This is a genomic window from Stenotrophomonas sp. STEN031, assembly GCF_056759975.1.
In genome coordinates, this window is sequence record NZ_JBRREA010000008.1 from 100,032 (window position 1) to 112,473 (window position 12,442).

The 12,442-nt window shown below is 62.6% G+C and carries 16 protein-coding genes; all 16 read left to right on the forward strand.

The window, feature by feature from the left end:
- Positions 1 to 291: 291 nt before the first annotated feature.
- The 16 genes from ACVOLQ_RS05700 (at position 292) to ACVOLQ_RS05775 (ending at position 12,393) form a co-directional block, all read left to right on the forward strand.
- Entirely contained in the window at positions 292 to 642 is a 351-nt protein-coding gene (locus ACVOLQ_RS05700) for a hypothetical protein (RefSeq protein ID WP_481527405.1), read from the forward strand.
- On the forward strand, positions 632 to 940 hold the full coding sequence (locus ACVOLQ_RS05705) for a hypothetical protein (protein WP_481527406.1): 309 nt from the start codon (positions 632 to 634) through the stop codon (positions 938 to 940). The genes ACVOLQ_RS05700 and ACVOLQ_RS05705 overlap by 11 nt, the downstream gene beginning before the upstream one ends.
- 1 nt (position 941) lies before the next feature.
- The gene (locus ACVOLQ_RS05710; RefSeq protein WP_481527407.1) at positions 942 to 1,484 is read left to right on the forward strand and encodes a DUF3486 family protein; all 543 of its coding nucleotides are present in this window, start codon (positions 942 to 944) and stop codon (positions 1,482 to 1,484) included.
- 1 nt (position 1,485) lies between these two features.
- The gene (locus ACVOLQ_RS05715; protein WP_481527408.1) at positions 1,486 to 2,925 is read left to right on the forward strand and encodes a phage terminase large subunit family protein; all 1,440 of its coding nucleotides are present in this window, start codon (positions 1,486 to 1,488) and stop codon (positions 2,923 to 2,925) included.
- Between the two features lie 2 nt (positions 2,926 to 2,927).
- Positions 2,928 to 4,472, forward strand: a complete 1,545-nt coding sequence (locus tag ACVOLQ_RS05720) for a DUF935 domain-containing protein (RefSeq protein ID WP_481527409.1) — start codon at positions 2,928 to 2,930, stop codon at positions 4,470 to 4,472.
- A gap of 3 nt (positions 4,473 to 4,475) precedes the next feature.
- Positions 4,476 to 5,738: a PBECR2 nuclease fold domain-containing protein gene (locus tag ACVOLQ_RS05725; RefSeq protein ID WP_481527410.1), complete on the forward strand. Its 1,263-nt coding sequence runs from the start codon at positions 4,476 to 4,478 to the stop codon at positions 5,736 to 5,738.
- A 98-nt stretch (positions 5,739 to 5,836) separates the two neighbouring features.
- The gene (locus tag ACVOLQ_RS05730; protein WP_481527411.1) at positions 5,837 to 6,418 is read left to right on the forward strand and encodes a phage virion morphogenesis protein; all 582 of its coding nucleotides are present in this window, start codon (positions 5,837 to 5,839) and stop codon (positions 6,416 to 6,418) included.
- 210 nt (positions 6,419 to 6,628) lie between these two features.
- Positions 6,629 to 7,804, forward strand: a complete 1,176-nt coding sequence (locus tag ACVOLQ_RS05735; RefSeq protein WP_481527412.1) for a hypothetical protein — start codon at positions 6,629 to 6,631, stop codon at positions 7,802 to 7,804.
- A gap of 52 nt (positions 7,805 to 7,856) precedes the next feature.
- A complete protein-coding gene (locus ACVOLQ_RS05740) occupies positions 7,857 to 8,210 on the forward strand; it encodes a capsid cement protein (protein ID WP_481527413.1) in 354 nt (117 codons plus the stop codon).
- A 65-nt stretch (positions 8,211 to 8,275) separates the two neighbouring features.
- Positions 8,276 to 9,229 (forward strand): major capsid protein, encoded by a 954-nt coding sequence (locus tag ACVOLQ_RS05745; RefSeq protein WP_481527414.1) that lies wholly within the window; start codon positions 8,276 to 8,278, stop codon positions 9,227 to 9,229.
- Positions 9,230 to 9,348: 119 nt separating this feature from the next.
- Complete coding sequence (locus tag ACVOLQ_RS05750) at positions 9,349 to 9,891, forward strand: hypothetical protein (RefSeq protein ID WP_481527415.1); 543 nt, start codon at positions 9,349 to 9,351, stop codon at positions 9,889 to 9,891.
- 10 nt (positions 9,892 to 9,901) lie between these two features.
- Positions 9,902 to 10,429 (forward strand): gp436 family protein, encoded by a 528-nt coding sequence (locus ACVOLQ_RS05755; protein ID WP_481527416.1) that lies wholly within the window; start codon positions 9,902 to 9,904, stop codon positions 10,427 to 10,429.
- A complete protein-coding gene (locus ACVOLQ_RS05760) occupies positions 10,426 to 10,905 on the forward strand; it encodes a phage tail terminator protein (RefSeq protein WP_481527417.1) in 480 nt (159 codons plus the stop codon). Before ACVOLQ_RS05755 ends, ACVOLQ_RS05760 begins: the two co-directional genes overlap by 4 nt.
- Positions 10,902 to 11,117, forward strand: coding sequence for a DUF7210 family protein (locus tag ACVOLQ_RS05765; protein ID WP_481527418.1), 216 nt, complete (start codon positions 10,902 to 10,904; stop codon positions 11,115 to 11,117). Before ACVOLQ_RS05760 ends, ACVOLQ_RS05765 begins: the two co-directional genes overlap by 4 nt.
- On the forward strand, positions 11,117 to 11,872 hold the full coding sequence (locus ACVOLQ_RS05770; RefSeq protein ID WP_481527419.1) for a phage tail tube protein: 756 nt from the start codon (positions 11,117 to 11,119) through the stop codon (positions 11,870 to 11,872). Before ACVOLQ_RS05765 ends, ACVOLQ_RS05770 begins: the two co-directional genes overlap by 1 nt.
- Entirely contained in the window at positions 11,872 to 12,393 is a 522-nt protein-coding gene (locus ACVOLQ_RS05775; RefSeq protein WP_481527420.1) for a DUF6631 family protein, read from the forward strand. Before ACVOLQ_RS05770 ends, ACVOLQ_RS05775 begins: the two co-directional genes overlap by 1 nt.
- The last annotated feature ends 49 nt before the right edge of the window (positions 12,394 to 12,442 follow it).

The window sequence follows — 12,442 nt, forward strand, 5'->3', positions numbered from 1 at the left end:
ACTGACCGCGCCGCTTGTGGCGCCGACAGCGCCTGCATTGAATTGCGCGTGGCCCAGTGGTCAACCGGCGGTGTGCGTGCATGACGGTTTGATGCGCGAGATTGAGTGGCAGACGGTGTTGGACCGCGCCAATGCTGACCGCGCAACTTCCGCTTTTCTTAGCGTAGGTGCGAGAGCGGCCGCCGCTACTAGATCCCAACCCGCCTCCAGATCAGGCCAGTTAGGGGGCCAACAGTCGCACCTTTTGCGCCAGGCTTTCCGTATCAATACGCCGGAGGCGGAAAAGTGAAGGTGACTTTTGAAATCTGGCAACTGATCACGCTGCTGATCATGGCGGCAGGGCTGTTTACGACGTTGGGAAAGCTCTTGCTTACGCAGTTCCAGCGGTCCTTGGAAACACGTCTTGCCGAAATGTCGAGGGGCGCGCAGTCGTTGGAGGACCGCCTTGCCGAGATCGCCAGGGACGCAAAGGGATACCAGAACGTTGAACGTGACCTTTTGCAATTGAAGGCGGAGCTGCCGGAGAGATACGTCCGGCGGGAGGACTACATCCGAGGCCAGACGGTGCTGGAAGCCAAACTGGACCGGGTGTTTACCGAATTGGAATTCGTAAAGATCCAGGGGGCAAGGCGTGAATCTTGATTTCGAGAAGACCCGGCGTGAAACCATCCGTTGGAACCTACTGCGCGCTCTGGACTACGCGCGGCCGGAAGGTATTTCTGAGCATGTTTTGCTCAGTGTCATCCAAGGGTTGTATACGGACAGCACACAGCGCGAGGTACGGCGGGAACTGGACTACTTGGCTGGCCGCCGCTTGGTGCAGATTGGCGGGCAGCACACCGGCTCCTGGCATGCCGAGCTGGCGCGCTACGGTGTAGACATCGTGGAGTACACCGTCGCTTGCGAATCCGGCATTGCTCGTCCTCCGAAGGTGGTGTGACGTGCCGCCGCCGAGCAAGATCGACCTGCTGCCGGAGGATATCCGCCGCGAGCTGGACACGCTGATAATCGACAATGGCTTCGGTGGCTACATCGGCTTAGCCGAGTGGCTGACCGCGAAAGGCTTCGAGATCAGCAAGACCACCGTCGGTGCCTATGGCCAGAAGCTGGAGCGCCGGTTGGCTGCGGTAAAAGCCAGCACCGAGGCCGCCCGGCTGATTGCCGCGGCGGCCCCGGATGATGCCGATGACCGCAGCAACGCCATCATCAGCCTGGTGCAGACCGAGATGTTCGAAGCGCTGCTGTGCCTGCAGGAAGCCACGGACGATGACCTTGATCCGGGCGAACGCGTGGCAATTATCAGCAACGCCGCCAAACACGTGGCTACGCTCAGCCGTGCCAGCGTCAACCGGCACAAATGGGCCGTGGAGATCCGCGCCAAGATGGATGCTGCTGCAGCCGACGTGCGCAAGCTGGCGGCGGGTGCGGGCGTGTCAGAGGAAACCCTGGCTGCCATCGATGCACGCTTGCAGGGTGTGGTGTGAGATGGGCAACGCCCGCTGTATTCCCGCAGATCGCAATGCCACCTTCCTTCCGTCGCAGACGAAGTGGATCAACGACCGTAGCCGGCTGAAGCTGGCGGAGAAGTCCCGTCAGATCGGCTGGACCTGGTGTTCGGCCTATGCCTGCGTGCGCCGCACTTCGCTCAAAGGGGCGAAGCTGGATCAGTGGGTCAGCAGCCGTGATGAGATGCAGGCCCGATTGTTCATCGACGACTGCAAGCTGTGGGCTGATGTGCTGTCCCTGGGCGCCCGCGATTTCGGCGAGCAGGTCCTTGATGGCAAACAGACCAGCTTCGACCTGAACTTCGTCAATGGCCGCAGCATCCACAGCATGTCATCCAACCCGGATGCCCAAGCAGGTAAGCGTGGTGGCCGCGTACTGGACGAGTTTGCACTGCACAAAGATCCAAGGAAGCTGTGGGCCATCGCCTATCCGGGCATCACCTGGGGCGGCAGCCTGGAGGTATTCAGCACCCACCGTGGCAGCCACAACTTCTTCAACCAGCTGATCCGCGAAGTGCGCGAGGGTGGCAACCCGAAGGGAATCAGCCTGCACCGTGTCACGCTGGAAGACGCCCTGAATGAGGGCCTGCTCTACAAGCTGCAGCAGAAGTTGCCCGACGATGACGAGCGCCAGGAGATGGACGAGGCAGCGTACTTCGAGTTCGTCAAAGCGGGCTGTGTAGATGAAGAATCATTCCAGCAGGAATACATGTGTGTCCCGGCTGACGACGATGTTGCCTTCCTCGAATATGACCTGATCGCCAGCTGCGAATACGCCCAGGATGCCAACTGGAACCTCATCGAGCGTACGCCCGCCGAGCTGTATGCCGGTATCGACATTGGCCGCAAACGCGACCTGACGGTGATGTGGATCTTCGAGCGTTTGGGCGATGTGCTCTACACCCGCGAGGTGATCTCGCTGCAGAACATGCCCAAGCCCGAGCAGGAGGCCATCCTGTGGCCGTGGATCTCCCGTTGTCGCCGTACTTGCATCGATGCCACAGGCCTGGGCATCGGTTGGTGCGACGACGCCCAGCGCCGTTTTGGCGAGCACCGGGTCGAGGCCGTGACCTTCACTCCTAAGGTGAAGGAAGCACTGGCCTATCCCGTGCGCGGCAAGATGCAAGATCGCACCCTGCGTATCCCGTATGACCCCAATATCCGGTCGGACCTGCGCAGCGTCACGAAACAGACCACCGCCGCCGGCAACATCCGTTTCACCGCCGAGCGCACGCCCGATGGCCACGCCGACCGGTTCTGGGCGTTGGCATTGGGCGTACATGCCGCAGCATCCCCATCCGCTCCCATCGAGTTCCAGTCAGCCGGCCGGCGTGCGTTCACGGGCGGCGGCGTGGGTGATCTTGGCTTCGACGGTTTCGGCAGCGTGGGCGGCGGCAACGATTTCGAAGGATTCCTGTGACCATGAACGAACTGATGACCAAAGCCCCCGAGCTGGGCCGCGAGATCGCAACGACAGCCGATGGCATCGACATCACCAGGGGCTATGCCGGACCACTTCTGACCCCCTTCGATAGCGTGCTGCGCAACCGTGGCGGTGACCTGTCTATCTATCAGCAGGTGCGTAGCGATGAAGAGGTAAAGGCCACCTTCGGTCAGCGTCAGTCGGCTGTCGTGAAGTGCGAATGGCGCGTGGACGCGGGCGGTGACCGGCGACGCGACAAGCAGGCGGCACAGTGGCTGCAACAGCAGCTGGCAAAGCGCCAGTGGGACAACGTGACCGAGAAAATGCTGTTCGGCGTGTTCTACGGCTATGCCGTGGCCGAGATTGTCTACGGCGTGGACGAGGGCAAGATCGGCATCAGCGCGATCAAGGTGCGCGACCGGCGCCGGTTTCGCTACGGCAAAGATGGCGATCTGCGCCTGCTCACCCAAGCCAGCTTGTTCGAGGGCATTCCCTGTGAGCGCCCCTACTTCTGGGACTTCTGCACCGGCGCCGATCATGACGACGAGCCCTACGGGCTGGGGCTGGCGCACTGGCTCTATTGGCCAGTCCTGTTCAAGCGCAACGGCATCAAGTTCTGGCTGACCTTCCTGGAGAAGTTCGGGATGCCGACCGGGCTTGGCAAGTACGATCCAGACGCCACTGACGGCGAGCGTGCCAAGCTTCTGGCCGCCACGCGTGCCATTCACCAGGACAGCGGCATCATCATCCCCAAGGGTATGGAACTGAGCTTGGTGGAAGCATCGCGAAGTGGCACGGCAGACTATAAGTCCCTGTATGACACCATGAACGCCGCTATCCAGAAGGCGACCCTCGGACAGACCGCGACCACCCAAGGCACGCCGGGCAAGCTGGGCAACGAAGACCAGCAGGGCCAAGTGAAGGACGACATCGTGAAGGCCGATGCCGACCTGGTATGTGCAAGCTTCAACGACCGTGTCGTGCCTCAGCTGATGGCTTGGAACTTCCCTGACGCCGAGCTGCCGCGCGTCTGGCGGGCGACAGAGCAGGATGAGGATCTCAACACCCGCGCCGAGCGGGACGGAAAGATTTACAGCTGGGGATTCAAACCCGAGCTGGCCTATGTGCATGAGCAGTATGGCGGCCAATGGGTGGATCGCCAGGCATCGTCTGCCCCTGATCTTGCAGCTACACCTAGCGCCATTGCTGGCGCTGACTTCGCCGACGTTGGCCGCACTGTGGTGCAGCTGCTGCACCGACATGGCGCCAGCTTCGCCGAGGGCGAGGCTGACCTCAGCCCCACCATACCGTTGGCTCGGCAGCTGGACCGTAAGTTGCAGCCGATCGGCAGCGAGTGGATCGAGCAGATCCGTACCTTGGTGATGAACGCCGAAACCTTCGAGCAGCTGCAGGAGGGATTGTTGGCAATGTCCACTGATATGGACCTGGACGAATATGCTCAGGTTCTCGCCGAAGCATCCACCGCTGCCGCACTCGCCGGCCGTGCAGACGTGCTGCAGGCCCGTGCGGACAGCAGGGGCTGAGACGTGGCCACTGGTGCTTCCTATGGTCGGGTGCCGTTCCGGCAACAGATCGAGTTCTTCAGCCGCAAGATCCGGCTGCCAACCAATGGCTGGACGGACGTCTATGCCCAAGAGCATGACTGGGCATTCATGGTGGCCGGCGCCAACCGCGATGACATCCTGTCCGATTTCCAGACTGCGATTCGCCGCGCTATCGATGAAGGCCGGACGCTCGATGACTTCCGCCTTGATTTCGACAACATCGTTGCCAAGCATGGCTGGGACTACAACGGCGGCCGCAACTGGCGCAGCCGCGTCATCTATGAAACCAACATGCGGCAGAGCTACAACGCTGGCCGCTATGAACAGCAGATGGCGCTGGCAAAGACCATGCCCTACATCCGCTACAAGCACAGCGATGCGGTCATGCACCCGCGTCCGGTACATAAGGGCTGGAACGACAAGATCTGGCGTGCGGATGATCCGATCTGGAAAGTGATATTTCCCGCCAACGGCTGGGGCTGTCAGTGTTACACCGAGTCGCTGAGCGAGCGGGACATGAAGCGCCTGGGCAAGACCGGGCCTGATCCGACGCCTGACATGGACTTTAGCGAGGTCGTGATCGGCCAGCGTAGCCCGGGTGGTCCGCGCACCGTCACGGTGCCCGAAGGCATCGATCCTGGTTTCGAGTACGCGCCCGGTCGCGCACGCCTGCTATCGCAGGTTCCGCCGGAGAAGCTTGATCCGCCTGTTCCAGGTAGCGCCGGCGGTGCTGGCCTACCTAATCGCCGGCCGCCTGGTGACTTGCCTGCTCCCAGAGCAGTACCTGCTAGTCGGTTGCTGCCTTCCGGGTTGAGTGCCGCCGATTACGCGGCCGCATTCCTTGGTGAGTTTGGCGCGGCAGCTGATGTGCCGGCGGTCTTCACCGACGCGATTGGCGAACGCCTGGTGATAGCCGATCAGCTGTTCCGTGATCCCAGCGGTGAATACAAAGCGGATAAGCGCGGCCGAGGCCGCTGGATGCGAGTTCTTGCAGAGGCATTGAAGGCGCCGGACGAAATATGGGCGCGCCTAGAGTGGATGGATACTCTTGGCCGCATGGTCATCCGCCGACGGTATGTGGCGCGCATCCTGGTTGAAGGCGAAACAACCCCTACGTTGGCCGTGTTCGAGCGTGGGCCGGACGGCTGGTGGGGCGTGGCAACGTTCCAAGGGGAGCAGCAGACCGAGAACGATTGGCGCGTCGGTGTGCGGCTATATCGACGTGGCCGCAATGCCGACCAATGAAAAACCAGCACGCTGCCCCGCACTGGTCACCCCGGACATAGGATCGGTGGCCGTGACAGCGGCGTCTCGCCCGATGGGTTGACCGGAGAATACGCCTGATGACAGCACGTATCGCAATCACCAAGGACACCGCCAGCCCGGCCCTGAAACGTCTGTTAGTGCAGATGCAGGGCGACGGGCGGGAACTGATGCTCGGACAGATGGGCGAGTACCTGATGCGTAGTACGCGTGAGCGCGCCGCACGGGAGGAAACCCCAGCCGGCAACAAGTGGCGCCCGCTCTCGCCGAACTACGCGAAGTGGAAAGCGAAGAAGCGTCCCGGCGTGCCGATGCTGAAGTTCGATTTCCACATGCTCGGCGACCAGTTTGCCTGGCAGGTTGATACAGATGGGCTGTTGCTCGGTACCAATGCGCCCTATGGCGCCATTCACCAGTTCGGCGGCACCACGCAGCGTGCCGCACATTCGCGCAAGCTCGCCTTCGGCAAGGACCGAGCAAACGGTATGAAGGTCTTTGCGCGCGTTGGCAGCAACGACGTGGATCATGAGAAGTGGGCAACGGTTGAAGCCTACGATGTCAGGATGCCAGCACGTCCTTGGCTGGGTGTATCCAAGGACGATGAGGAAGAGCTGCTGGCAATTGCCACCGATCACCTCGGCAAGGCATTCGAGGCGCAGTGAACGTGCGGCGTTTTGAGGCGCCGTAGGATGCGTCCCGGCGCATCCATGCATCACAGATGCCTGTTTGGTGTCTGACAGCGCGTTGGCGCGCTTGCTGCGCCGAATGCGATGACCGTTTGACGTGCGCGCGCAGTTTCCCGCGCGCGCGGGATGGCATAACGGCAAAATGGTTTGGCAGATGGGTGCCGCCGAGCACTAGAAACTGGCGGCATGAACCAGCCCAAGCCCGCCGCCAATCTTCATGTCTTCCGTGCAGGCACGCACACTGCGACCGACGGCAAGCAGTACACCTTCAGCGAAGCGAATGTCGCTGACATGGTCACCAGCTACGATCCGAAGCTGTCACGCGCACCGCTTGTTGTCGGCCACCCGAAAACTGATGACCCTGCTTTCGGCTGGGCCGGCAGCTTCAGCCGCGACGGTGGCGAGGTGTTCGCGGTGCCCGAGGCGGTAGATCCGCAGTTCGCCGAAATGGTGAATGACGAACGCTTCAGCGCAATCAGCCTGTCTGTGTATTTGCCGGACACACCCGGCAACCCGAAGCCAGGCCACTACTACCCGCGTCACATTGGCTTCCTCGGCGCACAGCCTCCGGCGGTGAAGGGTCTGCAGCGGCCGCAGTTTGCCGAAGGCGATGGCGCCATCGAGTTCTCGATGCCATTGCCGCGCCGCATTACCAGCCTGGGTTACTACCTCAAACGTCTGTTCCAGGGCCTACGTGACCGCGCCATCGAGAGCGACGGCACCGAGAAGGCCGAACAGCTGATCCCGCAGTGGTGCATTGACGGCATCGCCGAGGCCACTGCCGATGACGACGACACCCACACCGCTTTCGCTGAAGCGGCCAACAACACCATCTCGGAGAAAACCATGACCCAGAAGACTCAGGGCAGCGATGCCACAGACTTCGCCGAACAGCAGCGCCAGATCGATATCCGCAACGCTGATGTGGAAAAGCGCGAGCAGGCCCTGAAGGAGCGCGAAAACGCCGCTCGTCGTGCCGATGCTGTTGCATTCGCCGAGCACCTGGCCAGCGAGCCGGTCGGAAAATTGCTTCCGCGCCAGGTACCGGCAGCCGTCGAGCTGCTGTTGGCTTTCCCGGCCGGCACCGTCCTCAACTTTGCCGAGGCCGTTGGCCAGGCCGCGACCGATCACGATGCGGCGGAGCTGCTGCGCAGCATCCTGAACGACCTGCCCAAGCGCGTGGACTTCGCAGAGAAGTCGGGGGGCCATGACAACGGCACCGTGGCCACTGCTGACTTCGCAATGCCCGAAGGCACCGTGGCCGACGCCGGTCGCATGGAGCTGCACAGCAAAGCCGTGGCGTTCCAGCGCGCAAATCCTGGCACCGACTACATGGTGGCAGTCAAAGCGGTATCCAGCTGATCGCCCCGAGCGCTCGCATTTTTCACTTCCATAGCGCCAGGAGCGCATGACCATGACCCAGAAAATCTCCCTGCTCACTCTGGCCGTCATCGCGGCGGTTGCGCTCGAGACCGAGCGCGCTGTTACTGCTGGCGGTGCTTACCCAGCTGCAGGCGGCAATGCCTTCGGCGTGACCAACACCAAGGGTGCTGTCGGTGACCGTGTTCCCACCGACGTACTCGGCACGACCATCGCCACTGCCGGTGCGGCCTTTGCCAAGGGTGCCTTCCTGCAGGTTGGCGCAAACGGAAAGCTGATCACCAAGGCCGCCGGCATTGCCGTGGCCCAGGCGCTTCAGGCCGCGACCGCCGACGGCGACCGCGTCGAGGTGCTCTGGATTCAGAACGCGCCGGCGCCAACGCCGTAATCACCCAGAACTAGCCGCAGCGCTTCGCTGCCGCGTCTTTCCATCTTTCTTAGAGAGAGCATCCAATGTCCCAGATGACCACCGGCCAGGCGCGTATCGTCGATCCCGTCCTGACCACCCATGCCATCGGTTACGTCCGGCCCGGCAACATCGGCTCCATCTTGTTCCCGCGCGTTGAGGTTGCCATGCGCGCCGGCAAGGTGACCAAGTTCGGCAAGGAAGGCTTCAAGCGCTACAACACCAAACGCGCGCCTGGCGAAGCCACCAAGCGGGTCCAGTTTGGCTACGAAGCCGGCACCTATGCCATCGTCGATGCCGCGCTGGAGGCGGTGGTGCCGGATGAGATCGGTCAGGAATCCGCTGCCGGACCGCATATTGATGCATCCCAGGATGCCGTGGACTTGACGCTCGATATCTTCGAGCTGGAACACGAATGCGAGTGTGCGGATGTCGCCCGCAATGCCGCCAACTACGACAACGACCACAAGGTGGTTCTGGTCGGTACGTCGCGCTGGCGTGGAGCGGCCGGCGATCCGACGGCCAACATCGAGGTCGGCAAGGAGGCGGTCCGCGCGAAGATTGGCGTGCGCCCAAACACCGCGGTGCTGTCGGCCAGCGCTTTCTCTGCGTTGAAGGCCAACGCAAAAATCCAGGACTACCTCAAGCATCTGGGCAAAGAAACGCTCACCGTCGACATCCTCAAGTCGCTGTGGGAGATCCCGAATATCGCCATCGGCGAAGCCGTAGTGGCTGGCCAGGACGACGACCTGGGCGACGTCTGGGGTGCCGACGTGATCCTGGCCTATGTCGCGCCGCCGAATGGCAGCAACCGCCGCAGCGCCGCCAAGCCGAGCTACGGCTACACGTACTCGCTGCGTGGCCAGCCCAATGTGCGCCAGGCCTACCGCGACGAAAACCGCCAGTCGTGGATTCACCCGGTGAACAACAACCGCACGCCGCAGCTGACCGGCATGGTCGCCGGCTACCTGATCCAGAACGCAGGCGCGGACCCGGCATAAGAACGTCTAGGGAGAGGTTCCGCGTGCGCACAGGAAGTGCTGCGTGGGGGGAACGCCCCTTATGCAGGCGTGACAGCCGGAGAGACGGCCCTATCAATTTCCACTGCAAGGAACCCGACATGTCCAAGGCCACAAACGCTGCGGCGCCAACGCCGAAGAAGAGCGCCGACACCAGCAGTAACCAGGCTGGCTCCGCGAAGCTGCAGGAAACCGGCGAGGCCCAGGCCGGCGATCAGGCCGGTACCACGCAGCTGCAGGAATCCGGCGAAGCCCAGGCCGGCAATCAGGCCGGTGTCACGCAACTGCAGGAATCCGGCGAGGCCCAGACCGGCGATCAGGCTGGTACAACGCAGCTGCAGGAATCCGGTGAAGCCCAGGCCGGCAATCAGGCCGGTGTCACGCAGCTGCAGGAAACCGGCGAAGCCAGGGGCGGCCATCAGGCCGGTGCCACGCAGCTGCAGGAAACCGGCGAAGCCCAGGCCGGTAATCGGGCCGGTGCCACGCAGCTGCATGAGCCGGCATCTGCACTATACGAAGTGCTGGCACCGTTCTGGTTCCGTGGCGGTGTGATCAAGCCGCCGGCACGGATCCGGATGGACGCCGCTGATGCCTTCCAGTACCAGGAAGCCGGCGTGCTGGGTACTGAGCCGGCCGACGAGTAAGGACGCACGCATGTACTGCACCCCCACCCAATTGGCCGATGCCAAACTGGCCCGCGAGCTGGCACAGGCAGCTACGCCAGAGCGCATGCGCATCCCGGCCGACGCGGTGATGGATGCTGTACTACGCGAGGCTGACACCAGTTCCTTTGATCCAGAAGACGTTGCAGCGGCACAGGCGGCTCTTGCTGTTGTCGAGCGTGCCCTCACCAGCGCTGATGCACTGATCGATGGTTACCTGCGCATGCGCAAGCCTGTGCCTTACACAGTCCCGCTCGCACCGGTGCCGGAAGTTGTCGCGGTGTGGGCGCAGTGGATCGCCCGCTACCTGCTGCACAAGGAGCGCTTCGGCACCGAAGAGAAGACCGACCCGGTAGTGCGTGACTACCGGGAGGCCATCCGGCTGCTGCAGGAAGTGCGTGACGGCAAGTTCAGCCTAGGCTTGGAAGATCCGTTGCCGCCGGCCAGCGCAGGAACCCCGGAATTTTGTGGACCCGAACGGCAGTTCACGATGGGCACGCTGCGGGACTTCGGACGATGAGCGCGCAGCCGTTTGATGTGGGTCTGGTAATTGAGCGGTTACGCCAGCGCGCCATCACCAAGGACGGTTTACGCCTGGTCGAAGGCCGTGGCGAATACGCACAGATACGAGCACTCAACGACTTTCCGGCGCCCTGTGCCTATGTACTGCTGGCGAAGGAAACCGCACGTCCGACTGATGTCGGTGCCGCCATGCCTGGGCAGCAGGTATCGGTTGGCCAGTTCGTCCAAGTCGGCATCGGCATCGCCCTGGCATTCCGCAATCACCGTGGTTTGGCTGGAGACGAGCTGCGCGATGAACTCAATCTGCAGGTGGGCAAGGTACGTAATTACCTGCTCGGCTGGACACCTGATGTACCAGGTGCGCTGCCCCTGCAACTGATCGGCGGTGACCTCGAGGACTACGACGCATCGGTCGCCCTCTGGACCGACCGGTACTTGACCCAACACTTCATCCAACCGGAGATCGCGCCATGAGCTCGAGTACACCGAAGCTGGTCACGGTCACTGTGGCCACCGACAACCATACCCACGCAGGCAAGCCCGTGCCCAAGGGCAAGAGGCTGGCCGTGGACGAAGCAACCGCCCGTTGGCTGATCGACAAAGGCATCGCCTCCGATGTCGGCGCTAACGCGGGCAACCAGGCTGAAGCGGCTGCGTCCACCAGCACCAAGAAGGAGACCAAGTAATGTCTACCACGACCAAGTACTACTCGCTGCAGGGGCGCGTCAGCTTCTTTGCCCGCCTGCCAAACGGCAAGAAGGGCGCCGGCGTCTGGGCGCAGAACGTGCCGAAACTCGACCTCACCTTTGAGGTTAGCGAGGAATCCACCAAGGAATCTCACTCCGGCGAGCGGATGAAGGACCTGGTGTTCGAGATCGAGAAGTCGATGAAGACCGCGTTGACCTTGCACGGCTTCAACATCGACAACCTCGCGCGCGGGCTGTGGGCCAGCCGTTACTCGGTCGCCAGCGGTACGGCCAGCGGGGAGGTTCTGCCGGCGGATCTGGTTGTCGGCGACTACTTCGCCCTGGAGCAGCAGAACACGTCGGACTGGAACCTGGTGGATTCCACTGCGGTGCCGGTACCGCTGGTCGAAGGGACGCACTACGCCCTCGTTTCCGCGTTCGCAGGCCACGGCCAGTTGCTGGATCTGACCGGTATCACCCAGCCGATCAGTGCCAGCTACAGCCATGCCGCCAGCAATGCGCTTTCGCTGCTGTCATCGCGCCCGGATGATCATTGGCTGGTGTTTGATGGCATCGACACAATCAGCAAGTCCCGCGCGTACCTGGAGATCCCGCGCCACACCACCAAGCCCACCGGTAGCTTCTCGATGATCAATAACGCGGGCGCCGGCACGATGGACCTGGAAGGCGAGGCCTTGTACGACGGCACCGACGTGAACTTCCCGCTCGGCAAGTTCGTGCTGGGTAGCGCGTAATGGCCCGGAAGATCCCCAAGCCAGAGGATGTGGGAGCAGTACGTCCCGGCGCCGACGCGTCACCGTCAGCGCCTGTGGACGAGCTGAATGTCATGCACCCGGAGAACAATCTTCGGGTGCGGGATCGGGTTCTCACGCTGCGCGAATACACCTACATCGAGGGCCTGAACCTCCAGCCGCAGATCAAGGGATTGCTGGCAGATCTCTACGCGCTGTTCGACCGCAGCTCAGGCCCGCGGCCCGCGCTGCTGGTCCGCCAGGTGCTGGCCAAGAACGCGATCACCCTGCAGTGGCTGATGGCGCAGTCGTTCACGGCCTATCCGGAAGACCCGGCCGAACTGCAGGCATTCGCCGAGCAGGTCGCCGTGAACGCGAAGTTCGTAGGCGGGCTGGATGACATCGAGGGCAATGCCCTCATGGAGGCCTGGTGGGGTGCCAATCGGGGTTTTTTTACCCGCCGGTTCGTCGAGTTCCGGGAGCTGGCACGCCTGTCGGCTTCATCCAGCTCTACGCCACCCTGATTCGCGCCGGCTACGGCCGCACACCGGACGAGATCGGCCGGCGCTACAC

Bases quoted from the DNA above. Each gene is read 5' to 3' on its own strand.
- ACVOLQ_RS05715 (WP_481527408.1), top strand. From the start codon at position 1,486: ATGGGCAACGCCCGCTGTATTCCCGCAGATCGCAATGCCACCTTCCTT.
- ACVOLQ_RS05720 (WP_481527409.1), top strand. From the start codon at position 2,928: ATGAACGAACTGATGACCAAAGCCCCCGAGCTGGGCCGCGAGATCGCA.
- ACVOLQ_RS05730 (WP_481527411.1), top strand. From the start codon at position 5,837: ATGACAGCACGTATCGCAATCACCAAGGACACCGCCAGCCCGGCCCTG.
- ACVOLQ_RS05735 (WP_481527412.1), top strand. From the start codon at position 6,629: ATGAACCAGCCCAAGCCCGCCGCCAATCTTCATGTCTTCCGTGCAGGC.
- ACVOLQ_RS05740 (WP_481527413.1), top strand. From the start codon at position 7,857: ATGACCCAGAAAATCTCCCTGCTCACTCTGGCCGTCATCGCGGCGGTT.
- ACVOLQ_RS05745 (WP_481527414.1), top strand. From the start codon at position 8,276: ATGTCCCAGATGACCACCGGCCAGGCGCGTATCGTCGATCCCGTCCTG.
- ACVOLQ_RS05750 (WP_481527415.1), top strand. From the start codon at position 9,349: ATGTCCAAGGCCACAAACGCTGCGGCGCCAACGCCGAAGAAGAGCGCC.
- ACVOLQ_RS05755 (WP_481527416.1), top strand. From the start codon at position 9,902: ATGTACTGCACCCCCACCCAATTGGCCGATGCCAAACTGGCCCGCGAG.
- ACVOLQ_RS05760 (WP_481527417.1), top strand. From the start codon at position 10,426: ATGAGCGCGCAGCCGTTTGATGTGGGTCTGGTAATTGAGCGGTTACGC.
- ACVOLQ_RS05765 (WP_481527418.1), top strand. From the start codon at position 10,902: ATGAGCTCGAGTACACCGAAGCTGGTCACGGTCACTGTGGCCACCGAC.
- ACVOLQ_RS05770 (WP_481527419.1), top strand. From the start codon at position 11,117: ATGTCTACCACGACCAAGTACTACTCGCTGCAGGGGCGCGTCAGCTTC.
- ACVOLQ_RS05775 (WP_481527420.1), top strand. From the start codon at position 11,872: ATGGCCCGGAAGATCCCCAAGCCAGAGGATGTGGGAGCAGTACGTCCC.